Origin of the sequence: Achromobacter sp. 2789STDY5608621 (genome assembly GCF_001299375.1) — a bacterium.
In the GTDB taxonomy this organism is placed as follows: domain Bacteria; phylum Pseudomonadota; class Gammaproteobacteria; order Burkholderiales; family Burkholderiaceae_B; genus Achromobacter; species Achromobacter insuavis.
Map to the genome: position 1 here is coordinate 145,673 of NZ_CYTU01000009.1, position 22,202 is coordinate 167,874.

At 68.8% G+C, this 22,202-nt stretch carries 26 protein-coding genes; 15 read left to right on the top strand and 11 right to left on the bottom strand.

Annotated elements, in window-relative coordinates; all coding sequences use genetic code 11:
- Positions 1-686 (bottom strand): GlxA family transcriptional regulator (locus tag AOZ53_RS12135; RefSeq protein WP_054487968.1); only part of this gene is annotated, 686 nt, incomplete at its 3' end.
- 155 nt (positions 687-841) lie between these two features.
- Here AOZ53_RS12135 and AOZ53_RS12140 point away from each other — a divergent pair.
- Positions 842-2,065 carry an MFS transporter gene (locus tag AOZ53_RS12140; RefSeq protein ID WP_054430254.1) on the top strand — a complete coding sequence of 408 codons (1,224 nt, stop codon included), beginning with the start codon at positions 842-844 and terminating at the stop codon, positions 2,063-2,065.
- A 69-nt stretch (positions 2,066-2,134) separates the two neighbouring features.
- Here the strand turns inward: AOZ53_RS12140 and AOZ53_RS12145 are convergent, their stop codons facing one another.
- From AOZ53_RS12145 to AOZ53_RS12175, 7 genes are all read right to left on the bottom strand, one after another.
- Positions 2,135-2,467, bottom strand: coding sequence for a hypothetical protein (locus tag AOZ53_RS12145; RefSeq protein ID WP_054430255.1), 333 nt, complete (start codon positions 2,465-2,467; stop codon positions 2,135-2,137).
- 148 nt (positions 2,468-2,615) lie between these two features.
- Positions 2,616-2,852 (bottom strand): DUF3820 family protein, encoded by a 237-nt coding sequence (locus AOZ53_RS12150; protein WP_054430257.1) that lies wholly within the window; start codon positions 2,850-2,852, stop codon positions 2,616-2,618.
- 5 nt (positions 2,853-2,857) lie between these two features.
- A complete protein-coding gene (locus AOZ53_RS12155; RefSeq protein WP_054430259.1) occupies positions 2,858-3,409 on the bottom strand; it encodes a cysteine hydrolase family protein in 552 nt (183 codons plus the stop codon).
- 22 nt (positions 3,410-3,431) lie between these two features.
- Complete coding sequence (locus AOZ53_RS12160; RefSeq protein ID WP_054487970.1) at positions 3,432-4,007, bottom strand: GNAT family N-acetyltransferase; 576 nt, start codon at positions 4,005-4,007, stop codon at positions 3,432-3,434.
- A gap of 76 nt (positions 4,008-4,083) precedes the next feature.
- Entirely contained in the window at positions 4,084-4,731 is a 648-nt protein-coding gene (locus AOZ53_RS12165; protein ID WP_054430261.1) for a glutathione S-transferase family protein, read from the bottom strand.
- A gap of 25 nt (positions 4,732-4,756) precedes the next feature.
- Positions 4,757-5,230, bottom strand: a complete 474-nt coding sequence (locus AOZ53_RS12170) for an OsmC family protein (protein WP_020928506.1) — start codon at positions 5,228-5,230, stop codon at positions 4,757-4,759.
- Between the two features lie 90 nt (positions 5,231-5,320).
- The gene (locus tag AOZ53_RS12175; RefSeq protein WP_054487931.1) at positions 5,321-5,716 is read right to left on the bottom strand and encodes a GFA family protein; all 396 of its coding nucleotides are present in this window, start codon (positions 5,714-5,716) and stop codon (positions 5,321-5,323) included.
- A 253-nt stretch (positions 5,717-5,969) separates the two neighbouring features.
- Between AOZ53_RS12175 and AOZ53_RS12180 the strand changes: the two genes are divergently transcribed.
- Positions 5,970-6,395, top strand: a complete 426-nt coding sequence (locus AOZ53_RS12180; protein WP_054487933.1) for a copper resistance protein NlpE — start codon at positions 5,970-5,972, stop codon at positions 6,393-6,395.
- A gap of 133 nt (positions 6,396-6,528) precedes the next feature.
- Positions 6,529-7,275 (top strand): ABC transporter substrate-binding protein, encoded by a 747-nt coding sequence (locus AOZ53_RS12185; protein ID WP_054487935.1) that lies wholly within the window; start codon positions 6,529-6,531, stop codon positions 7,273-7,275.
- A gap of 92 nt (positions 7,276-7,367) precedes the next feature.
- Here AOZ53_RS12185 and AOZ53_RS12190 read toward each other — a convergent pair whose 3' ends face one another.
- Positions 7,368-7,700 carry an FmdB family zinc ribbon protein gene (locus tag AOZ53_RS12190; RefSeq protein WP_054478249.1) on the bottom strand — a complete coding sequence of 111 codons (333 nt, stop codon included), beginning with the start codon at positions 7,698-7,700 and terminating at the stop codon, positions 7,368-7,370.
- 22 nt (positions 7,701-7,722) lie between these two features.
- Positions 7,723-8,952, bottom strand: a complete 1,230-nt coding sequence (fmdA, locus tag AOZ53_RS12195; protein ID WP_054430275.1) for a formamidase — start codon at positions 8,950-8,952, stop codon at positions 7,723-7,725.
- A 371-nt stretch (positions 8,953-9,323) separates the two neighbouring features.
- Between fmdA and AOZ53_RS12200 the strand changes: the two genes are divergently transcribed.
- Both AOZ53_RS12200 and AOZ53_RS12205 read left to right on the top strand, forming a co-directional pair.
- On the top strand, positions 9,324-10,523 hold the full coding sequence (locus AOZ53_RS12200) for a GGDEF domain-containing protein (protein WP_054430277.1): 1,200 nt from the start codon (positions 9,324-9,326) through the stop codon (positions 10,521-10,523).
- Positions 10,524-10,595: 72 nt separating this feature from the next.
- Positions 10,596-10,961, top strand: coding sequence for a hypothetical protein (locus tag AOZ53_RS12205; RefSeq protein WP_054487972.1), 366 nt, complete (start codon positions 10,596-10,598; stop codon positions 10,959-10,961).
- A gap of 55 nt (positions 10,962-11,016) precedes the next feature.
- Here AOZ53_RS12205 and AOZ53_RS12210 read toward each other — a convergent pair whose 3' ends face one another.
- A complete protein-coding gene (locus AOZ53_RS12210; RefSeq protein ID WP_054487938.1) occupies positions 11,017-12,495 on the bottom strand; it encodes an aminotransferase class V-fold PLP-dependent enzyme in 1,479 nt (492 codons plus the stop codon).
- A 121-nt stretch (positions 12,496-12,616) separates the two neighbouring features.
- Here AOZ53_RS12210 and AOZ53_RS12215 point away from each other — a divergent pair, with 121 nt between their 5' ends.
- The 10 genes from AOZ53_RS12215 (at position 12,617) to AOZ53_RS12260 (ending at position 22,149) form a co-directional block, all read left to right on the top strand.
- Positions 12,617-13,105 (top strand): Lrp/AsnC family transcriptional regulator, encoded by a 489-nt coding sequence (locus AOZ53_RS12215; protein ID WP_197286476.1) that lies wholly within the window; start codon positions 12,617-12,619, stop codon positions 13,103-13,105.
- A 155-nt stretch (positions 13,106-13,260) separates the two neighbouring features.
- The gene (locus AOZ53_RS12220; protein ID WP_054430353.1) at positions 13,261-13,773 is read left to right on the top strand and encodes a winged helix DNA-binding protein; all 513 of its coding nucleotides are present in this window, start codon (positions 13,261-13,263) and stop codon (positions 13,771-13,773) included.
- Between the two features lie 9 nt (positions 13,774-13,782).
- The gene (locus AOZ53_RS12225; protein WP_054487942.1) at positions 13,783-15,636 is read left to right on the top strand and encodes an ABC transporter ATP-binding protein; all 1,854 of its coding nucleotides are present in this window, start codon (positions 13,783-13,785) and stop codon (positions 15,634-15,636) included.
- 50 nt (positions 15,637-15,686) lie between these two features.
- The gene (locus AOZ53_RS12230) at positions 15,687-17,219 is read left to right on the top strand and encodes an ABC transporter substrate-binding protein (protein WP_054430285.1); all 1,533 of its coding nucleotides are present in this window, start codon (positions 15,687-15,689) and stop codon (positions 17,217-17,219) included.
- Positions 17,220-17,399: 180 nt separating this feature from the next.
- A complete protein-coding gene (locus tag AOZ53_RS12235) occupies positions 17,400-18,323 on the top strand; it encodes an ABC transporter permease (RefSeq protein ID WP_006385014.1) in 924 nt (307 codons plus the stop codon).
- Positions 18,324-18,328: 5 nt separating this feature from the next.
- Positions 18,329-19,195, top strand: coding sequence for an ABC transporter permease (locus AOZ53_RS12240; RefSeq protein ID WP_054430286.1), 867 nt, complete (start codon positions 18,329-18,331; stop codon positions 19,193-19,195).
- Positions 19,196-19,200: 5 nt separating this feature from the next.
- Positions 19,201-20,940: a M14 family metallopeptidase gene (locus AOZ53_RS12245; RefSeq protein WP_054487944.1), complete on the top strand. Its 1,740-nt coding sequence runs from the start codon at positions 19,201-19,203 to the stop codon at positions 20,938-20,940.
- A 14-nt stretch (positions 20,941-20,954) separates the two neighbouring features.
- Entirely contained in the window at positions 20,955-21,392 is a 438-nt protein-coding gene (locus AOZ53_RS12250) for an acetyltransferase (protein ID WP_006396127.1), read from the top strand.
- 170 nt (positions 21,393-21,562) lie between these two features.
- On the top strand, positions 21,563-21,850 hold the full coding sequence (locus AOZ53_RS12255; protein WP_054430290.1) for a CopG family ribbon-helix-helix protein: 288 nt from the start codon (positions 21,563-21,565) through the stop codon (positions 21,848-21,850).
- On the top strand, positions 21,847-22,149 hold the full coding sequence (locus AOZ53_RS12260) for a type II toxin-antitoxin system RelE/ParE family toxin (protein ID WP_054487946.1): 303 nt from the start codon (positions 21,847-21,849) through the stop codon (positions 22,147-22,149). The genes AOZ53_RS12255 and AOZ53_RS12260 overlap by 4 nt, the downstream gene beginning before the upstream one ends.
- The last annotated feature ends 53 nt before the right edge of the window (positions 22,150-22,202 follow it).

Sequence of the window (22,202 nt, forward strand, 5' to 3'; positions counted from 1 at the left end):
GCCGCGCCCAGGTTGCCGCAGATGTGCTCCAGCACCGCGCGCATGCGCTCGCTGTCGGGCGCCAGGTCCTGCAGCGCCGAGAACTGCGACTGGCCGCCCGAGCGCCGGTGATAGACCACCATCTCGCGCGCGGTCTCGGCGGCGACCTCCGCGCCCAGGTCGGCCTCGACCATCGCCAGCGCCAGGTCGATGCCGGCGGTGATGCCGGCCGAGGTCCAGGTATCGCCGTCGCGCACGTGGATGCGGTCGGCCTGCACGCGGACGGCGGGGTGGTTGCGCGCCAGCGCGGCGGCGTGGCGCCAGTGGGTGGTGGCGCGCAGGCCGTCGAGCAGGCCCGCGGCGGCCAGCACGCGGGCGCCGGTGCAGACGCTGGCCAATCGCCGGCCCGCCTGGCGCTGGGCATGCAGGTAGGCGCGCATGGCGGGGCTGAGGGCGCTTTCGCGCGCGCCCTCGCCGCCGGGCACCACCAGGGTGTCCACCGGCGCGCCGCGCCACGGCGTGGTCAGCACGCCGATGCCGCAGGAGCTGCGCACCTCGCCGCCCGCTTCCGATACCGCTTGCACGGCGTAGGCTGGCGCGCCCGCGCGGCGCGCCAGCGAGCCGGCGGTCTGGAATACGGCGGCGGGGCCGGACATGTCGAGCAGCTGGAAATCGGGCACCAGCAGGAACGTTACGGCGTGGGTCATGGGAGGGCCGAGGGGGATTGGCGTTTATCGAGGGAATTATGTCATTTACGCCAAAGTGTGCGCCGCTAGAGTGAGCCCTGTCAAACCGCAATCCCCGGCCTCGCGCCGTGGGCGGCGTGTTCGACCCATCCTTCACGTCCTCGCTCCGAGTCCTCATGCCTGCCTCGCCTTCCCTGGCCATCGGCCGCCGCAACGCCCGCATCCTGGCCGTATGCCAGGGCCTGTTCATCGCCGCCATCTCGATCGACCTGACGCTGACGGCCCTGACCGGCCACATGCTGGCCCCCGACAAGGCGCTGTCCACCCTGCCCTTCGCGCTGATCACGGTGGCCGGCGCGCTGGTCACCTGGTTCGCCTCGCTGCTGATGCAGCGCATCGGCCGCCGCAACGGCTTCGCGCTGGGCGCGCTGGCCGGCGCGGCGGGGGGCGGCATTTCGGTGTGGGCGGTGTTCCATTCGGACTTCTGGATGTTCTGCGCCGGCACCGCGCTGGTCGGCGTGTTCCAGGCGTTCGCCCAGTACTACCGGCTGGCGGCGGCGGACGCGGTCGAACCGGCCGCCAAGAGCCGCGCGATTTCCGTGGTGATGACCGGCGGCGTCATCGCCGCGATCGCCGGCCCGGCGCTGGCGGCCTGGAGCCGCGACCTGTTCGCGCCGGTGACCTTCGCCGGCGCCTACCTGATGGTGGCGTTGCTGGCGCTGCTGTCCGCCGCCCTGCTGTTCGGCTTCTACCGCGATACCGACGCGCCCGCGGCGGCGGCCGACGCGCAGGCCGGCCTGCCGGCGCGGCCGCTCGGCGAGGTGGCGCGCCAGCCGGTGTTCGTCGCCGCGCTGGCCAACAACGTGGTGGGCTCGGTGTCGATGATGTTCATCATGACCGCCGCGCCGCTGGCGGCGGTGGCCTGCAGCCACAGCATCGGCGACGGCGCCAACATCATGCAGTGGCACCTGGTGGGCATGTATGCGCCGGCGTTCTTCGCCGGCACGCTGATCCAGCGCTTCGGTCTGCCGCGGGTGCTCGGCGCGGGCATGCTGCTGAACGTGGCCTGCTCGCTGATCGCGATGGCCTCGCCCTCGCTGCCGGCGTTCTACGCGGCGCTGTTCTGCCTGGGGGTGGGATGGAACTTCATGTTCGTGGGCGGCACCACGCTCTTGGCGCAGTCGTACCGGCCGTCGGAGCGCGCCCGCGCCCAGGGCGCGGCGGAGATGCTGCGCTACGCCGCCACCGCCCTAGCCACGCTGGCGGCCGGACCGGCGCTGGACGCGTTCGGCTGGGAAGCCCTGAACGCGGCCATGCTGCCGGTGGTGCTGGCCGCGGGCCTGATGACCTGGCACTGGGCGCGCGGTTCGGCGCGCGCCGCCGCGGCCGGGGCCGCCTGAGGTCCGCCGCCGCGGACGGCACGGCCCGCCACCGGGCCGCGCCAATCTCCGCGGCGCGCGCGTGCCGCGCTACTGCTGGCGGCGCTGTTCCAGTTCGCGCAGGCACTGGGCGACGCCGGCCTGCATCTGGGCATTGGACACCGCGGCGCGGTCCGAGACTTCGCGGCAACGCACGTACTCGGCCTGGCTCTCGGGCGAATCGCGGATCACGACCGGCGGCGCGGCGTTGGGATCGGGCGTCACGGTCATGCGCAAGGTGGAAGGCGGCGACAGGCTGCCGTCCTTGGAACGCTGGCTGGGATACTGGTATTCCTGCGTGACCGGCGCCGCGCTCTGCGCCTGCGCCGCGCCGCCCAGGCAGGCCAGGGCCAGCAGGACGGCGGTGATCGGGAGTTTCTTCATGTCGACCTCTCTTCGTTGAGCGCGCGCCCGGGCCCGATACTCGGCACGGTGGCGCGCCGGTCTATCGTAGCCGCGGGCGCGGCCGCGGAAGGTGCCAAGACGCTACGCGGGCGATGAGATTTGTTTCTTGCGGTTTCCCGCGGCCGCCTCAGCGCGGCGCCGGCGGCTTGCCGGGCGGCTTTCGTAAAGGCGCCAGTAAGGAAGCGAGGCCGTTGTGGTCCAGCTCGTGCATCAGCGCCAGCAAACGCCCCAGCTCGCCCGGCGGAAAGCCCTTGCGCGCGAACCAGGCCAGGTACGGGCCCGGCAGGTCGGCGATCAGCCGCCCCTGGTACTTGCCGAAAGGCATGGCGCGCGTCACCAGCAGCTGCAGCAGTTCGGGATCCATGCGCCCTACCTTGCCGGCGCGGCGCCGAACGCGATGTCGGCGGCGGGCACGGCGGCGATCTTCACGCCGAAGCTGGAGATCGACGACAGCGTGGCGTTATGGTGCGCGCGGATCTGCGCGCCGGGCGCGTGCGCCTTGTCCTGGGTGGTGTGGGCGTCGGCCGCCAGCGTCACCGGATAGCCCAGCGCCGCGGCGCGGCGCACGGTGGTGTCGACGCAGAACTCGCTGGCGTAGCCGCACACCACCAGGTGCGTGGCCCCGGCCCGCGACAGCGCGTCCGCCAGGCCGGTGCGCAGGAACGAGTCCGGCGTGGTCTTGTAGACGCGGGCATCGCCCTCGGCCGGCCGCAGCCGCGTATCCAGCTGCCAGCCCGGCTCGCCATGCGCCAGCGGGCTGCCGGGCGCCTCATGCTGCACGTAGATGACGGGCACGGCCGCGGCGCGGGCGCGCTCGGCCAAGTCGTTGATGCGCGCCAGCACGGCGCCGGCGTCGGCGGGTTCGGGCGTGGTCTCGAACAGGGCGCGTTGCACGTCGATCACGATCAGGGCGGACTTCATGGTTTCCTCGTTCAGTGGCGGACTAGCCGCATTCGGCGCCTTGCGTCGCCGGCGGCCAGATGCGGGCGTACATCCAGAAGTGGCGCGGCTCGCCGCGCACCTGGCGGTAATGGTGCAGCAGCCCCTCGCGCTGGAAGCGGCAGCGCTCCAGCACGCCGGCCGACGCGACATTGGTATCGAGCACCGTGGCCTGCACGCGAGCCAGGCCCAGCGTCTGCAAGGCCCAGCCGGTGACCGCCTCGCACGCCTGCGAGGCAATGCCGCGGCGCCAATGCGATGGCGCCAGGTCGTAGGCGATCTCGGCGCGGCGCGCGCCCGGCGTGATCTCGTTCAGGCCGATGGTGCCGATCAGGCGGTCATCGGCCTCGACGATCGCCAGGCGCATCGCGCGCGTGGCGACCGGATCCGCGTAGCCCCTGATCAGCCCGGCCAGCGCGTCCGCGCCGTCCAGTTGCCAGCTGGTGTGGCGGGTCACGTTGTCGTCGCTGAGATAGGCATGCCAGGCGGCGGCATCGGCGTCGCGCAGGGGGCGCAGGCGCAGGCCGGCGATGCCCAGGTCGGGAGCCTGCCGGGACCAGTCGGCGAGAGGAAGGGACATGATGCGAAAGGCGTCGAAAAGGAAGCGCCGGCGCATGCTTGCCCCGGCCGTCCACAGCTTAACAGGCTCGCGCCGCTCAGAAGTCCAGGCGCCCCTTCAGTTCGCCGAACGGCACCATGACGTGTTCGCGATAGGCGGGGCGTTGTTGCAGCCGCTCGTACCAGGCGCGCACGTTCGGCAGCGGCGCGTGGGCGATGTCCAGCTCGTAATAGCGGTACAGCGCGGTGGCCGCGGGAATGTCGGCCAGCGTCAGCGCCTCGCCGCCCAGATAGGGTTGCGTGGCCAGCACGGCGTCCAGCTGGCGCAGGCAGGCGTGCGTGTTCGCCAGGGCGCGGTCGATGGCGGCCAGGTCGCGCTGCGGCTCGGGGGTGCGGTAGTAGCCCCAGAACACGCCCACCAGGAACGCCGGCTGCAGCGCCGTCTGGGCCCAGTCCATCCAGCCGTCGGCGCGCGCGCGCCGCGCCGGATCGGCCGGCCAGAAAGCCTCGGCGCCATGGCGCGCGGCCAGATAGCGCAGGATCGCGTGGGACTCCCACACCACCGTGTCGCCCTCGCGCAGCAGCGGCACCCGGCCATGCGGATTCATCCGCAGGAACTCGGGCGTATCGAGCAGGCCGTGCTGGCCGCCGGCCAGCACGTGTTCATAGGTCAGGCCCAGTTCGCCCGCCAGCCACAAGACCTTCTGCACGTTGAAGGAACTGCGCCGGCCCCAGATCGTCAGCATTGCAAACCCTTTTCAAATGACGGCGTCAGCCGGCCACGACAATGCGCGGCTCGCACAGCACCGGGAAATTCACCGAATTGGCGATATAGCAGAAATGATGGGCGCGAGCGTGCAGCGCTTCGGCCAGGCCGGCATCGCCGCCCGCGGCGATGGTGACCTCGGGCCGCAGCGTGACCGAGGCGAAGGCGCCGCCGCGCTCGGGGTCTTCGCGCATGACGCCATGGGCGTCGTCGCGGTAGGCCGTGACGATGATGTTCTCGACCGCGCACAGGTGCAGGTACCAGAGCTTGTGGCAGGCCGATAGCGAGGCCACCAGCAGGTCCTCGGGATTCCAGCGCGCCGGGTCGCCGCGGAACGCGGGATCGGCCGAGCCGGCGATATCGGGCTTGCCCGGCGACTGGATCACGTGGTCGCGGGCATATGCGGTGTAGCTGGCGGTGCCCTTGCCGGTATTGCCGGTCCAGGTCACGCCGACGTCGTAATGGTGTTCGCCTTTCATTGCGGCTTCCTCGCGGCGCGCCACGCCGGCGCGCAAAGATCGCTAGCGTAGCGCATGCGCCACGCGTCGGGAATGGGACGGCGACGCGCGCTATCCCGGCACGGTGTCCGGATAGGCCGGAACGCCCGGCCCATGATCGAGCCACGGCACGTCGTGCGCGGTGTGGATGTGCGCGAGCGGCCGCGCGCCGGGATCGTCGTCCAGCGTCGCCACGCGCAGGATCACCTGCGGCTGCGCCACCCAGTGCGCCATCAGGTGCGCGCCGCAGCGGGTGCAGAAATGGCGGATCTTGCCGGGCGACGATTCATAAGCGCCCAGCGCTTCCGCGCCGCGGGTCCAGCGGAAATCCTCGCGCGCCACCCGCGCGGTCGAGGCGAACGCGGCCGCATGCGCCTTGCGGCAGGTGACGCAATGGCAATGGACGATGGGCCCGGCCAGGCGGTCCGCCTCGTAGGCCACGGCGCCGCACAGACAGCTTCCTTGCATGATGACGCTCCTTCGCGCCCGCGGCACGATGCCGCGGGCCTGCCGATGAGCGTAACGCTGGCCGGCGCACCGCGCCGCGCCGATACGGCCAGGATGACGGGCGGCGGCGGACAGGCGCGGCCGCCAGGCGCCGTCGCGGCGCCGCCGTGGCAACGGCCCCACGCGGGCGCGCGACGCCTTGCCTTTACATCCCGTTTCAGCAAGGATGGGCGTGCGTCCGTATCGTGGGCGCACCGCTACACAGGAGCTCGCCATGATGAAAACCACCTTGACCTGCACCCTGACAGTCGCCCTGCTCGCCGGCTGCGCCCCGTCCAAACCCATCACCGCCCGTTCCGTGCCCGTGGACAACCACACGGCCCGCAACGCGCTCGACTGGCCCGGCAGCTACGAAGGCACCCTGCCCTGCGCCGACTGCCCCGGCATCCGCACCCGCCTGACGCTGATGAAGGATGGCCGCTACGAGCGCACTACCCAGTACCTGGACCGCCAGCCGCAACCCGAAGCGGTGGCCGGCACCTTCAGCTGGGAATCCGACGGCAGCACCATCCGGCTGGACGCCTCCGGCGACAGCCAGCGTTACTTCGTCGCCGAGAACCAGGTGATCATGCTGTACCGCGACGGCACCCGTCCCACCGGTCCGCTGGCGCCGCACTACGTGCTGCGCCGCGCGCAATAGCGCGGCGTCATCGGCGGCGGGCCTCGCGCCCAGCCGCCGGCGCCGCGGACAGCACGCAAGCGCCCCGCTTCCGGCTATTCTCTGGGCTGCACATGCCGCGACACCGGCGGCGCCCCCCGAGGAAGGAAGCTCCATGAAGACCGATCACGAACTGCTCGACGCGTTTGCCCCGACGGGCACGCTGCGCGCCTCCATCAACCTGGGCAACCCGATCCTGGCCAACAGCCATCCCGACACCGGCGCGCCCGGCGGCGTGTCGGTCGACCTGGCCACCGAGCTGGCGCGCCGGCTGGACGTGAAGCTGGAGCTGGTGGTGTTCAAGTCCGCCGGCGAATCGGTCAACGCGGTCGCCGCCGAGCAGGCCGACGTGGGCTTTTTCGCGATCGACCCGCTGCGCGGCGAGCAGATCGCCTTCACCGCGCCGTACGTGGTGATCGAGGGCGCCTATCTGGTGCGCGACGATTCGCCCATCACCCGCATGGAAGAGGTGGACCGCGCCGGCCAGCGCGTGGTGGTCGGCAAGGGCAGCGCCTACGACCTGTACCTGACGCGCGAGATCAAGCACGCCGAGCTGTTCCGCGCGCCCACCTCGCCCGCGGTGGTCGACACCTTCTTGAAAGAAAACATGGAGGTGGCCGCCGGCGTCAAACAGCAGTTGCAGGCCGACGCCCAGCGCCTGGGCGGCCTGCGCCTGCTGGACGGCCACTTCATGCTGATCCGCCAGGCCATGGGCGTGCCCAAGAGCCGTGGCGCCAAGGCCAGCGCCTACCTGGCCGCCTTCGTCGAAGCCATGAAGAAAAGCGGTTTCGTCGCCGAGGCGCTGGCGCGCCACAAGATCCAGGGCGCCGCCGTGGCGCCGCTGGAAGCCGCGCCGCAATAAAAAAAGCGAGGCGGCGGGATCACGCGCCGCGCCGCCGCGTGGCGAACCGTCGATGGCGCCCCGGCATGCGGGCCGCCATCGACGGGACGGCGTCAGTGGCTGATCATCCAGGGCCGTGAACCGGCGAAGGACTTGGCGCCGTCGGCCGTGGTGCGGGTCTTGCCGGACGTGCGTCCGCCCGAACAACAACCGCAGTTCATGCCGTGCCCGGAACGCGAGCTGCGCGGTTCGTTGGCGCTGCGTTCGTTGGCGGCATGGGCGCGATTGACGGCCGACGACAGCGCCGAAATCGCGGGCGCGCCGCCGACGATGCGGTTCGAAGCGGCCCCACATTGCGGGCAGTCGGCCGGATCGCGCCATTGCGCCAGCGGCCGCAGCGCCGCGAACTCGCCGCAGCCGGCGCAGGCGTAGTCATACATGGGCATGTCGGTCTCCCTGGTCCCGGCCTCAGCGGTCGCGCGACAAGGGCATGTCGACGCCGCCCTTGATGTGCTTGACCGGCCCCGACGCCGACGGCTGGATGTCGAAATCGAAGATCTCGGTCGGCAGCCACAGCGTGGCGCAGGAGTTGGGAATATCCACCACCCCGCTGATATGCCCCTGCACCGGCGCACAGCCCAGGAGCGAATAGGCCTGCGCCCCCGAATAGCCGAATTTCTTCAGGTACTCGATGGCGTTCAGGCAGGCCTGCCGATAGGCCACGTTCACGTCCAGGTAGTGCTGCTTGCCGCCCTCGTCCACCGAGATGCCCTCGAAGATCAGGAAGTCCTTGTAGGCCGGCGTGATCGGGCTGGGCTTGAAGATCGGGTTGCGGATGGCGTACTTGTCCATGCCGCCCTTGATCAGCGTGACGCGCATGTGCACCCAGCCGGCCATCTCGATGGCGCCGCAGAAGGTGATTTCGCCATCGCCCTGCGAGAAGTGCAGGTCGCCCACCGACAGGCCGCCGCCCTTGACGTAGACCGGGAAGAACACCCGCGCCCCGCGCGACAGATCCTTGATGTCGCAGTTGCCGCCGTGCTCGCGCGGCGGCACGGTGCGCGCGCCCTCGCCCGCCGCGCGGTCGCGGTCGGCGCCCTGCAGCGCGCCCATGTGCGCGGTCTTGGGGGCTGGCGGATTGGCCAGCGGCGGCACGCGGTTCGGGTTGGTGTCGATCAGCGCCTGCTCGCGCTGGTTCCAGGTGTCCAGCAGCTTCCTGTCGGGCAGGCAGCCGATCAGGCCGGGATGGATCAGGCCGGCGAAGTTGACGCCCGGGATGTGCCGCGACGAGGTGAACATGCCGTGGAAATCCCAGATGGATTTCTGCGCATGGGGAAAATGATCGGTGAGAAAGCCGCCGCCGTTGTTGCGGCTGAAGAAGCCGTTGAAGCCCCACAGGCTGTCGGGCTTGGCGCCGATGTCCAGCAGGTCCACCACCAGCAGGTCGCCGGGCTCGGCGCCTTCGACGCCGACCGGGCCGGACAGGAAGTGCACGGTCGACAGGTCGACATCGCGCACGTCGTCGGCGCTGTCATCGTTCTTGATGGCGCCGCCGGTCCAGTCGTAGGTTTCCAGGATGAAATCGTCGCCGGGCTTGACCCAGACGGCCATCGGGATGTCCGGATGCCAGCGGTTGTGGATCTGCTTGTTCTCGTAGGGGGACTGGGTCAGGTCGACCTGGATGAGGGTGTCGGTCATTCTCTTTCATCTCCAACGTAACGTGTTGATAAAACAGAACTTCAGCCGGAGGGCGCGTCCGATTGCCCGTGGGAGGATCGGATCTTCGATTCCTTGACGTGTGAACGATGGTAGACGCGTTCGGAGCGATTGCCATACTGGTTTTCCATGCAGCATGGCGGCCGCCTTCACGCCGCCTGCCCGCGCCGCCGCGCGAGGCGATACGCTCAATCTTGACGCAACCTGAAACCTGCGCTTACCATTCATCGACCTAAAAGCGCCCATCTGGCGCCAAAGCGGCTTAACGCGGCGGTTTGGGATGCCAACGCGCGCACCCCAGCCGCCATCCCCTGCGATCGCGGTTCCTGCCGCCTCTCCACGCACGCCCCTCCATGGTTGCCTCTGTCGTCATCCTCGGCATGCTCTGCGTGCACCTGTTCTGCTTCTGCGCCATGTTCCTGCTGATCAGCACCCGGCTGGGCGGCAGGAAGATGGGTACGGACGTGTTCGCCGCCGGCCACCTGCTGCTGGGCGTGGCCTACATCCTGCAATTGCTGGGCGCCGAGCCGGGCTGGGGCGCGATGAATTTCCTCAACCACACCCTGACCCTGTGCGCCCCGGTCGCGTATGTGTTCGGGGCGCTACGGTTTTTCAACCGCCCCATCCCCGTGCTGTACCCCATGCTGGCGCTGGCCATTTTCTACACCGCGCTGCAAGTGCTGGTGCAGGCGGCGTGGGGCACGGAGGCGCGCCATGCGCTGCTGGCGGCCTCGTGCGCCCTGCTGTTCCTGGCGATGACGCTAGGGCTGCTGTACGGCGCGCGCACCTTTGCCCGCGACCTGCGCCTGGAGATGATCGTCTTCGCCATCCTGGTGGGCGGCATCTGCGGCCTGAACGCGGCGAAGTTCATGCTGATCCTGAAGGGCGGCATGCCGGCCCTGGACATGCAGGGCCAGTTCCAGACGGTGTTCTACATCTATATGTCATTCCTGGGCACGGTGCTGCCGCCGGCCGTGGTCTGGCTGATCCTGCGGCGCCTGACGGATGAACTGCGCACCATGGCCACGCGCGATCCGCTCACCGGCCTGCTGAACCGGCGCGGCCTGATGGACGGACTGGAGGCGCACTTCCGAGTCCGCCACGCCGCGCCTTCGCACCTGCTGATCGTGGACATCGACCGCTTCAAGCAGATCAACGACACCTACGGCCACCAGACCGGCGACCAGGTCCTGAGCCGGGTGGCGCGGGTGCTGCAGGACACGGTGCGCCAGGGCGACCTGGTGTGCCGGCTGGGCGGCGAGGAGTTCGTGGTGGTGGCGCTCAACAGCGACCGGGACGGCGCCCTGCACCTGGCCGAGCGTCTGCGCGCGGCGATTGCCCACAGCCAGGTACCGGGCGGCCGCCCGCATGGCCCCATCCGCTGCACGGCCACCATCGGCGTGTCACAGCGCTTTGCCAGCACGCAGGTGCTGGACGACATCATGCATCAGGCCGACGCGGCGCTGTACCGGGGCAAGATGTCTGGGCGCAACCGGGTGGAGTGGGCGGGCGAGGCGATGGCCCTGCCCCTGGCGGCGCAGGCCTCGGCCTGAGGCCCGCGAGGCCCGGCAGTTATGATGCGCCCATCGCATTTCGCGGCCCCGCCGCGCCGGAAGCCCCTGTCCATGATCCCGACCCGCCCTCTGTCCGCCCTGCTCCTGCTCGCCTGTGCCCTGCCGCTGGGCGCCGCTCATGCGGCCGAGGAATGCGTGGCGCGGTTCGACGCCAGCGTCGCCCGCTACCAGGAGGCGGTGAAAGTGCAGAAGGGACGCGAGACCGCCAACTGGCAGGAGCTGAACGCGCCGCTGTGCCAGGGCCGGCTGGACCTGCTGGACATGGAGTTCGCGCTGGTCGACGACTACGAGCAATGCGCGCGCGACGGCGGCAAGTTTCCCGAGAAGACCGTGGGCGCGATGCAGAGCCAGCCGGACGACCTGGCCGCGCGCAAGAGCGCCTGGATCGACACCTGCGGCCCCTACATGAAGCAATAGCGCGGCCGCCACGCGGCGAGGGCGGCGCCCCCGCGCGGCATGGCGGTCCGCCGCCTCAGGCGACCGCCGCCGGGGCGGGCCGCGGGAAGAAGATGGCGCGGCCGGGATCGAAGTCGTAGCGGTCTTCGAACTCGGTCGCGTCGGCGGCCAATGCCAGCACCGAATCGAGGATGAAGTCGGCCTTGGCGTCGGACAGCAGCACGCTGAAGTTCAGGCGGATGAAGCCCGGCTTTTCGATCTCGCGGCCATCGAGAATGGCCTGGCGCATGCGCGCCGACTCGGCCTCGTCGATCTCCAGCAGGTTGTGCACGTACGGGCCGGCGCAGGCGCAGCCGCCGCGCGCCTGGATGCCGAAGCGATCGCTCAGCATGCGCGTGACCAGTTGCTGGTGGACATGGCCGCCCTGGCCGTTGCGCACGCGGAAGGAGAAGATCGGCAGGCGCGGGGCGCTCAATGAACCCAGCAGTTCCAGGCGGGGATCGTCCTGCCAGCGGGCCAGCGCGCGCTGCACGAAGGCGGCGTTGCGCCGCGCCATGAGGTCGGCGCCCAGCGCTTCCTTGACCAGCAGCACCAGCGCGGCGCGGATGTCGCCGACCACGTTGGGCGTGCCGGCCTCTTCGCGCGCCTCCAGGCTGGCGCTGTAGTCATGGCCGCCGGGCGAGACGAACTTGACGGTGCCGCCGCCCGGGAAGGTGGGCGTCGCCACGGCCACCGCGTCGCGGCGCACGATCAGGATGCCGGACGCGCCGGGGCCACCGATGAATTTGTGCGGCGAGAACACGATGGCGTCGATGGCCGCGTCGGCCGCCGGGGTCATGCGCATGTCCAGGTACGGCGCGCCGCCGGCGTAGTCCCAGACCATCCTGGCGCCGGCGCGCTTGACGCGACGGGTGATGGCTTCGACGTCGGCGACGATGCCGGTGACGTTGGAGGCGGCCGACAGCGCGCAGATGACCAGCGCGCCGTCGGGCGCGCGCAACGCCGCGTCCAGCTCGGCCAGGTCCGGGCCGCCCCGCGGGCTTTCGGCCAGCACGACGATGTCGGCGCCGCATTCGCGCCAGGGCAGGATGTTCGAATGATGCTCGTAGGGGCCGATGACGACGCGCACCTTGCGGCCCGCCGCCAGCGCGGCCGGCACGCCGAACAGGTGCACCAGGCGGTTGATGCCCATGGTGGCGCCCGAGCCGGAGAAGATCACGGCATGCTCGTCGCCCGCGCCGCAGCAGCGGCCGACCACGGCGCGCGCCTCGCGCCGCAGGCGCGTGATGAAGCCGCCGCAGAACGAGGCCTCGGTGTGCGAATTGGCGTAGTACGGCAGCACGTGCTCAAGGACGAAGCGCTCGACCTGCATGAGCGCGCGGCCCGAGGCCACGTAGTCGGCGTAGACCAGCGGCTTGAGGCCAAAGGGGCCTTCGATGACGGCGTCCTTGCCGATCAGGCCATCGGCAAGGCTGGCGACGATATCGGGGGATTGCAGGGATTGCTGGAACTGGCGCAACGGCCCTGTGGTGGCCGGGGTCGCTTGGGTAGACATGGTGTGGATACGGGAATGCGGCGGGTGGAAAGTCAGCGAAATATCATACGATGGAAGGAATTTTTAAACTTCACCTAATTTTTCCTTAAAATCTTCAAAAACAGATCATTTGAACGACACCATGGAAAAAATTGACAAGTTTGATCTGAATATCATTTCCTGCCTGCAACGCGAGGGCTCGCTGTCGCAGCGCGAGCTGGCCGATCGGGTCGGTTTGTCGCAGAACGCCTGCTGGCGCCGGCTGCAGCGGCTGAACGCCTGCGGCATCATCCGCGGCACCCGCGCCGAGGTGAATCTGGTCGCGCTGGGACTGGACCTGACGGTGTTCGTGATGATCCGCACCAGCCACCACGCCAAGGAATGGGCCGACGGCTTCCGCAAACATGTGGAACGCCTGCCCGAGGTAACCGGGTTCTATCGCATCGGCGGCGACTGGGACTACCTGATCCAGGTGGTCTGCCGCGGCATCGCGGGGTACGACCGCTTCTATCAGAAGCTGATCACCGATTTCGAACTGTCCACCGTGACGGGCTTTTTCAGCATGGAAGCCATCATCGAGAACCGGCCGCCCGACCTCGGGCTGCTGCACGAGTCCTCGGGCGCGACATAGCCATGGCCAGCGCGGGGATCGCCGCGGCTTGAATGACTTGCAGTGATGACACCCGAGGCGGCTTATATCCACGGGTTATCCCGGATGCCTGCATATCCACAAATCGTCAATAATTCGCCAACGTTTTATTGTCGATCCGTCCCCAACTGCCGCCCATGTCTGTTTCCGTCCGGGACGCCATTGTTTCCTCCTCCCATCTCGCCTCGTCCGCCCCGGAGCTGTCCGAGGTGGAGTTCGGCCTGATCATCGCCTCGCACGCCTTCAATCGCTGGATGGTCCGCTGCATGGCCTGTGCCGGGCTGCCCGAACTGACCTCGCTGGACATCCTGGTGCTGAACCACGTGTTCCATCGCGGACGCGGCAAGAAACTGGCGGACATCTGCTTCACGCTCAATGTCGAAGACACCCACCTGGTGAACTATTCGCTCAAGAAGCTGGAGCGGCTGGGCGTGGTGCAAAGCGCCAAGACCGGCAAGGAAGTGGTCTACACCACCACCGACGCCGGCGCGGCCGCGATCCAGCGCTACGCCGAAGTGCGCGAGCAATGCCTGGTGAAACCCTTCATCGACTCCCCCGCCGCGGACGATGCCAGCCACCAGCTGGCCAATACCCTGCGCGCCCTGTCGGGCCTGTACGACCAGGCCGCCCGCGCCGCCACCTCGCTGTGAGAATCCACGTTGTCTAGCATTCCCGCCCCTTCCGCCCAGCCGCTGCTCTCCGTGCGCGGCGTCTCGGTGGACTTCAATACCGAAAACGGCGTGTTCCGCGCCGTCGAGAACCTGGACTTCGACGTGCGGCCGGGCAAGACGCTGGCCATCGTCGGCGAGTCCGGCTCGGGCAAGTCGGTGACGTCCATGGCCATCATGCGGCTGACGGACTACAACAACGGCCGCATCGCCACCGGCCAAATCCTGTTCCGCGACAGCGACGACCGCGAGGTCGACCTGACGGCCGCGTCCGACGAGCGGATGCGCGCGATCCGCGGCAACGACATCGCCATGATCTTCCAGGAGCCGATGACCTCGCTGAACCCGGTGTTCACCATCGGCGACCAGATCATCGAGGCCATCATGCTGCACCAGCAGCTGTCGCGCTCGGCGGCCCGCAAGGCGGCGCGCGCGCTGCTGGAGAAGGTGCGCCTGCCGGACGCCGAACAACTGCTGGACCGCTACCCGCACCAGTTGTCGGGCGGCATGCGCCAGCGCGTGATGATCGCGATGGCGCTGTCGTGCCAGCCGCGCCTGTTGATCGCCGACGAACCGACCACCGCGCTGGACGTGACGATCCAGGCGCAGATCCTGAACACCATCCGCGAACTGCAGCGCGACCTGGGCACGGCCGTGATCTTCATCACCCACGACATGGGCGTGGTGGCCGAGATGGCCGACGACGTGGTGGTGATGCTGCGCGGCAAGAAGGTCGAGCAGGGCCCGGTGGAAGAGATCTTCCGCGCGCCCAGGCATCCCTATACCCGCGCCCTGCTGGCCGCCGTGCCGCGCCTGGGCAGCCTGACCGGCCGCGACCTGCCGCTGCGCACGCCGCAGACGGTGCTGGAAGGCGACACGCTGCGCGAAGTGGGCGAGACCCGCGAGCAGGACACGGCGCGCTACGACGAGCCGGTGCTGCGCGTCGAGAAGCTGACCACGCGCTTTGACGTCGGCCACAACCTGTTCGGCCGCGTCACCCACCGCGTGCACGCGGTCGAGGAAGTCAGCTTCGACGTCTACCCCGGCGAAACGCTGGCGCTGGTGGGCGAATCGGGCAGCGGCAAGTCGACCATCGGCAAGACCCTGCAGCAGCTGGTGGCGCCGACCTCGGGGGCGGTGCGCTACAACGGCCAGGACATCTTCTCGATGGACGCCGCCGGCCGCCAGCGCCTGCGCCAGGAGATCCAGTACATCTTCCAGGATCCGTATGCCTCGCTGGACCCGCGCAAGACCGTGGCCTTCAGCATCGCAGAACCGATCCGCACCCACCGCCTGCTGAGCGACGAGGCCGCCATCGCGCGCCGCGTCGGCGAACTGCTGGAACAGGTGGGCCTGAAGCCCGAGCACGCGCGCCGCTATCCGCACGAGTTCTCGGGCGGCCAGCGCCAGCGCGTCTGTATCGCGCGCGCCCTGGCCAGCGACCCCAAGCTGATCATCGCCGACGAATCGGTGTCGGCGCTGGACGTGTCGATCCAGGCGCAGATCCTGAACCTGCTGATGGACCTGCAGAAGGACCGCGGCCTGTCGTACCTGTTCATCACCCACGACATGGCGGTGGTGGAGAAGGTCAGCCACCGCGTGGCGGTGCTGCACCTGGGCCAGATCGTGGAACTGGGCACGCGCCGCCAGATCTTCGAATCGCCGCAGCACGCCTACACCCGCAAGCTGCTGGCCGCCGTGCCGGTGGCCGAGCCCGGCCGCCACATCGACACCTCGCTGATCGAGGGCGAGATCCCCAGCCCGGTGCGGCGCGTGGGCGACGAGCCGGCGATCATTCCCCTGGTTGAATTCGCGCCCGGCCACCGCGTGGCCCGCGCCGCCTGACCCCACTTTTCCACGTCGGCCCGGCCGATTTCCCGTCCCTGGAGTTGAACATGCTCTCCCTACGCAAAACCTTCACCGCCACCGCCCTGGCCCTGGCGCTGGGCGGCGCGCTGCCCGCGGTCCTGTCGACCGCGCACGCGGCCGGCACGCTCAACGTCGCCATCAACCAGGATCCGGGCAGCTGGGATCCGATCGACACCTTCGTGACCTTCTGGGGTTCGGTCGGCAGCAACCTGTACGACGGGCTGACCATGCGCGGCGCCGACCTGAAGCTGCAGCCGGGCCTGGCCACCAAGTGGGAATACCTGGACGACAACAAGCGCCTGCGCTTCACGCTGCGCCAGGGCGTCAAGTTCCACAACGGCGAGCCGTTCAACGCCGAGGCCGTCAAGTTCACCTTCGAGCGCCTGCTGGGCGCGGAAGGCGCCAAGGGCCCGCAGAAGTCGAACTACGACTCGATCGGCGAGGTCAAGGTGGTGGACGAGTACACCGTCGACTTCATCCTCAAGCAGCCCGACCCCGTGCTGCTGACCAAGCTGGCCGGCTACGGCGCCATGATCGTGCCGCCCAAGTACATCCAGGAAAAGGGCGAGGAGAACTTCAACACCCACCCGGTCGGCACCGGCCCGTTCAAGTTCGAGAGCTACCAGCCCAAGGTCAACGTGACCCTGGCGCGCAATGACGACTACTGGGGCGGCAAGCCCAAGCTGGACAAGGTGGTCTACCGCTTCATCAGCGAACCCGGCACCCAGGTCGCCGAACTGCAGGCTGGCCGCGTCGACATCGCCACGCTGATCCCGCTGGGCCTGATCGAGACGGTCAAGAAGTCCGGCAACGCCGACGTCATCTCGACCGGCGGCCCGGTCGCCTTCGCGCTGCGCTACAACACCAAGAACGGCATCACCCAGAACCGCGACGTGCGCCGCGCGCTGATCATGGCGGTGGACCGCGACACCATCGTCAAGCAGCTGCTGCTGGGCCAGGCCAAGACCATCGCCAGCTTCCAGGGCCCGCAGTCGTTCGGCTACAACCCCGAGCAAAAGCCGCTGCCCTTCAACCCCGCCGAAGCCAAGAAGCTGCTGGCCGGCGCCGGCATCAAGCCGGGCGCGACGGTGCAGATCGACGTGCGCGGCAGCGATTCGAACTTCCGCGAAGTGGCCCAGGCGGTGTCGGGCTATCTGCAGGCGGTGGGCGTGCGCGCCACCATCAAGCCGTATGAGACCGGCGTGCTGCTCAACGACATCATCCCCGGCGGCAAGACCGGCGAGATGTGGCAGAACCAGTGGGGCGGCTGGACCTACGACTACGACAACACGGCCTACCTGATGTACCACTCGGGCCAGAAGTGGAATCCGTACGACAACGATCCCAAGCTGAACGCCATGCTGGAAGCGCAGCGCACCGTCTATGACGTGAAGAAGCGCGAAGCCATGCTGCAGGAGATCGCCGGCTACGTGGCCGACCAGGCGCTGGAACTGCCGCTGTACAGCCTGAACACCATCGTCGGCGTGAACAAGCGCGTGAAGGGCCTGGAAGTGCCGGGCGACATCCGCTTCCGTTTCCTGGAAACGACGGTGGAGTAGAGCCCACCCCCGAAGCGCTGCGCGCTTCCCCCTCAAGGGGGCATGCCTGCGGACCGGCGGAGCCGGATCCGCGGCATCCCGCCAGGGGGGGCGATGCCTGATTGGGTGTCGCGATGTTTTTGAAGCATTTGACGCATTAACCCTACTGATTCGCCGGGGCGAAAGCCCTGGCGGAGCCTCATGACCGGATTTCTGATTAAACGCGTGTTGCAGGCGGTCTTCGTGATCGTGGCCGTGACGCTGCTCGTCTCCTATGCCGTGCGCCTGACCGGCGACCCCGCGCTGATGCTCAGCCAGGGCTCGGGCAGCGTCACCGAGCAGGACCTGGCCAACATCCGCCAGGCGCTGGGCCTGAACCGGCCGTTCCACGAGCAATACCTGAGCTACATGCAGGGCCTGCTGCACGGCGACTTCGGCCGCAGCTTCATGGGCGGCACCTCGGTCGCCAAGCTGATCGGCGACGCGCTGCCGGCCACGCTGATGCTGGCGTTCACCTCGCTGATCGCCTCGATCCTGATTTCGCTGCCGCTGGGCATCCAGGCCGCCATCAAGCGCGGCAAGCCCACCGACCAGGCGATCCGCATCCTGTCGCTGGTGGGGCTGTCGTTCCCCAACTTCTGGCTGGCGCTGATGCTGGTGCTGCTGCTGTCGATCACCTTCCCGCTGCTGCCGCCGTCGGGCTGGAGCGGTCCGGCCAGCCTGGTGCTGCCGTCGCTGACCATGGCGATCATCCTGTCGGCCACCAACATCCGCCTGGTGCGCACCACCATGCTGGAAACGCTGTCGGCCCAGTACATCATGGTGGCGCGCAGCAAGGGCCTGAAGGAGCGCATCGTGCTGTACAAGCACGCGCTGCGCAACTGCGCCATTCCGCTCATCACCTACCTGGGGCTGCAGTTCGGCGGCCTGATCGGCGGCATCGTCGTCATCGAGATGGTGTTCAACTGGCCCGGCCTGGGCACGCTGGCGTTCGACGCCATCTCCGGCCGCGACTACCCGGTGCTGCAAGGCACGGTCACCGTGCTGGCCGCCGTCATCGTCCTGGTCAACCTGATCGTCGACATCGCCTACGGCATCGTCGATCCCCGTATCCGCACGCGGTGAGCCCCATGCAGACCACTACTTCCCCCGCCGCCCCCAAGGCCGTCAAGCCGCGCAGCCGCTACCGCTCGCTGGAATTCGTGCTGGGCGCCGTGCTGACCGGCGTCATGATCGTCCTGGTGCTGGCCTCGGGCTGGCTGTTCCCCGATGGCGGCGAGTCCATGGACCTGACCGCCCGCCTGATGGCGCCCTTCAACAGCGCGGCCCACCTGTTCGGCACCGACCCGCTGGGCCGCGACGTGCTGGCGCGCGTCATCGTCGGCGGCAAGATCTCGCTGCTGGTCGGCTTCGCGTCCGTGCTGGGCGGCGCCCTGCTCGGCATCATCATGGGCCTGATCGCCGGCTACTACCGCGGCTTCTGGGACATGATCGTGATGCGCTTCGCCGACGTGCAGCTGGCGCTGCCGTTCATCCTGGTGGCCATCACCTTCATCGCCATCCTCGGCGGCGGCCTGTTCAACGTGATCTTCTTCATGATCATCTCGCAATGGGTGCAGTATGCGCGCCTGGTGCGGGCCCAGGTGCTGGCGCTGCGCGAACGCGAGTTCGTGCTGGCGGCGCGCGCCTTCGGCGTGCGCGACCTGGCCATGATCCGCCATCACATCGTGCCCAACCTGCTGGGCCCGCTGGTGATCCTGATGACGCTGAACGTCGCCAACAACATCCTGCTGGAAAGCAGCCTGACCTTCCTGGGCCTGGGCGTGGATCCCATGATCCCGAGCTGGGGCGGTATGCTGGCCGATGGCCGCACCTACATGCAGACGGCGTGGTGGGTGAGCGTGTTCCCCGGCCTGGCGATCATGTTGACCGTGCTGGGCCTGAACCTGCTGGGCGACTGGCTGCGCGACCGTCTGGACCCGACTGGAAAAATCTGAAGATCATGGCACTGCTGGAAAAGACATTCGACCGCACCCTGGACGCCTGGATCCACGCCTACAAGGCCCCCGCCTGGCGCGGCGCGGCGGTGGAAGGCTGGCTGTTCGAGGGCGTCGACGCGCGCCGCGAGGCCGAGGCGCGGCTGGCGCAGGCCGGCGTGACGGCGCGTTTTCGCAGCGCCTACAAGCCGCTGCTGCACTACTTCCTGGAAGAGGTCGAGCGCGATGGCCTGACGGCGGTCGAGCTGCGCTACCCGCTGCATGAGCACGCCCAGGCCAAGCGCTTCACGCTCGAGGCCTATCCGCTGGTGGCGCTGCTGCCGGGCGTGCGCGTGACGATGAAGCCGGGCGCGTCCGACCTGCACTACGACGTGGCCCTGGCCTACGCCGACGGCAGCCGCCGCGAGGCGCGCGTGTTCGCCCCCAACCAGCTCGGCCAGGCGCAGGACGGCACGCCCGAGCTGTCGCCCACCGGCTGGCTGCGCGTGCGCGACGCCAACGGCGCCGTGCAGACCGACGCGGCCCAGGTCACCGAATACCAGCAGGCCTTCCGCAGCATCGTCGACACGGTGCGCAACCATCCCTGGGGCGCGCACGAACCGTACTTCGACCGCCTGGAAATCCGCGTGGACCTGCCCGGCATGGACTTCGCGCTGCCGGTCGACGAGGAAATCGTCAGCACCTTCGAGGCGCTGCACGAGGACCTGTACTTCACGCTGCTGGAACACTTCCAGCATCACTCCGGCCGCCCGTCCGGCGACCGCGGCCTGCAACCCGGCCAGATCATTCCGGACGTCCGCCGCCACGACGGCGCGGCGCGCGTGCTGGTGACGCTGGAGCCCTTCGCGCCGCCGGCGCCCGTGACGCCCGCGGCGCTCGACGCGCCGCTGGCCGAATTGCGCCAGCCGCTGGCGGCCGCGCAGATCGCCGGCTGCATGGCCGCGCTGGGCGGCGACGCCTTCCAGGCCGTCTCGCGCCAGGGCCGCCCGGTGCTGGGCACCTACCTGCGCGGCACCGGCCCGGCGGTCTTCATCTCGGGCGCGCAGCACGCCAACGAAACCTCCGGCGTGGTCGGCGCGCTGCGCGCGGCGCAGGCACTGAAGGCGCGCGGCGACGCCCACTTCGCGCTGATCGCCTCCGAGAACCCGGACGGCTACGCGCTTTTCAACCGCCTGCGCGAACAGCATCCGCGCCACATGCTGCACGCCTCGCGCTACAGCGCGCTGGGCGATGACATCGCCTACCGCGAACACGCGCCGTTCTTCGAACGCGAGGGCCGCCACCAGGCGCACGCCATCAGCGGCGCGCAGCTGCACATCAATCTGCACGGCTACCCGGCCCACGAGTGGACCCGCCCCCTGTCGGGCTACCTGCCGCGCAATTTCGAGCTGTGGACCATCCCCAAGGGCTTCTTCCTGGTGCTGCGCCACCATCCGGGCTGGAGCGAGCGCGCCCGCCGCCTGATCGAGGGCGTGACGGCGCGGCTGGCCCGCAACGTGCCCGGCCTGGTCGAATTCAACGCGCGCCAGCTTGAACTATTCCACGCGCACGCGCTCGAAACCGGATTCGATGTGCTGAACGGCATCCCCGTGCAGGTCACGGAAACCGACCGCGAAGAGCTGCCGATGGCGCTGATCTCCGAGTTTCCGGATGAAACCGTGTACGGGGACCGCTTCGTTTTCGCGCATACTGTGCAAATGGAAACCGTCCTGGCGGCGACCGACATCCACCGCGCCGGACACTGACGCCCCTTCCTGACATGAACATCCGAGAACGCAACCACGGCGACGACCTCGCCCTGGTGGATATCTGGCTCCGGTCGGTGCGCGCCACCCATACGTTCCTGACCGAAAAGGAAATCCAGGCCATGTACCCGCAGGTGCTCAACACCTACCTGCCGTCGGTGCGCGTCTGGGTCTGTGAGGACGATGCCGGCGAGGTCGCCGGCTTCATGGGCCTGAACGACAACAAGGTCGAAATGCTGTTCGTGGATGCCAACAAGCGCGGCAAGGGCGCCGGACGCCGCCTGCTGAATTTCGCGCTGTCGCTGCACGGCAGCCTGCGGGTCGACGTCAACGAACAGAACCCGCAGGCCCATGGCTTCTACAAGCACTACGGCTTCGTGGACGTGGGCCGCTCGGAAACCGACGCCGCGGGGCGGCCGCGGCCGATCATCCATATGAAGCTGGCGGGCTGAGGCGGTCGCGCCGCCGGCACGGGCACCGGTCCGATGTGCGTGCTCGATATATCACCCAATTGACCGCGTCCCCTGTTGCTTTCCTCGCTGGCGTGGCGAATGATCCCAGCAAGCGCCATGGGACGGGCATGTTACGCTGCACTTATCGTGTAACACATGAGAACCGCACCATGAGCGACGCTACCTTTACCTTTCGGGTGGATGAAGCCTTGAAAAACGAGTTCGCCATGGCCGCCAAGGCCCGAGACCGCACCGGCGCGCAGCTTCTGCGCGACTTCATGCGGGAGTACGTCCAGCAACAACAGGAAGCGGCCCAGCATGACGCCTGGTTCCGCCGCCAGGTGCAAGCGGGCCTGGATTCCGCCAACGCCGGCCGCCTGGTGCCGGCCGCCGAGGTCGAAACCAAATTCGCAGCCCGTCGCGCCGCGACCCGTCGCCGGCTTGAAACACCCAAGTGAGGGCGCTGCGCTGGACGCCCGAAGCGATCCAGGACCGGGAAGCGATCTACGATTTCATCGAGGCCGACAACCCCGTTGTGGCGCTGATGCTTGATGAACTTCTTGAAGAGAAGGCGGGACGCCTGATCGATCATCCCGGCCTGGGTCGTCCCGGCCGTGTCGCGGGCACCCGGGAGCTGGTGGCGCACCCGAACTATCTATTGATCTACGACGTGACGAACGATCTCGTGCGCATGCTGCGTGTGCTGCATGCGGCCCGGCAGTGGCCAACGCCGGATCCATCATCTGAGAGTCGCTGAAGTCTCGTCGAGCGGCGGAATAAACGCCTGCCATCCGGCATCAAAACAAGACT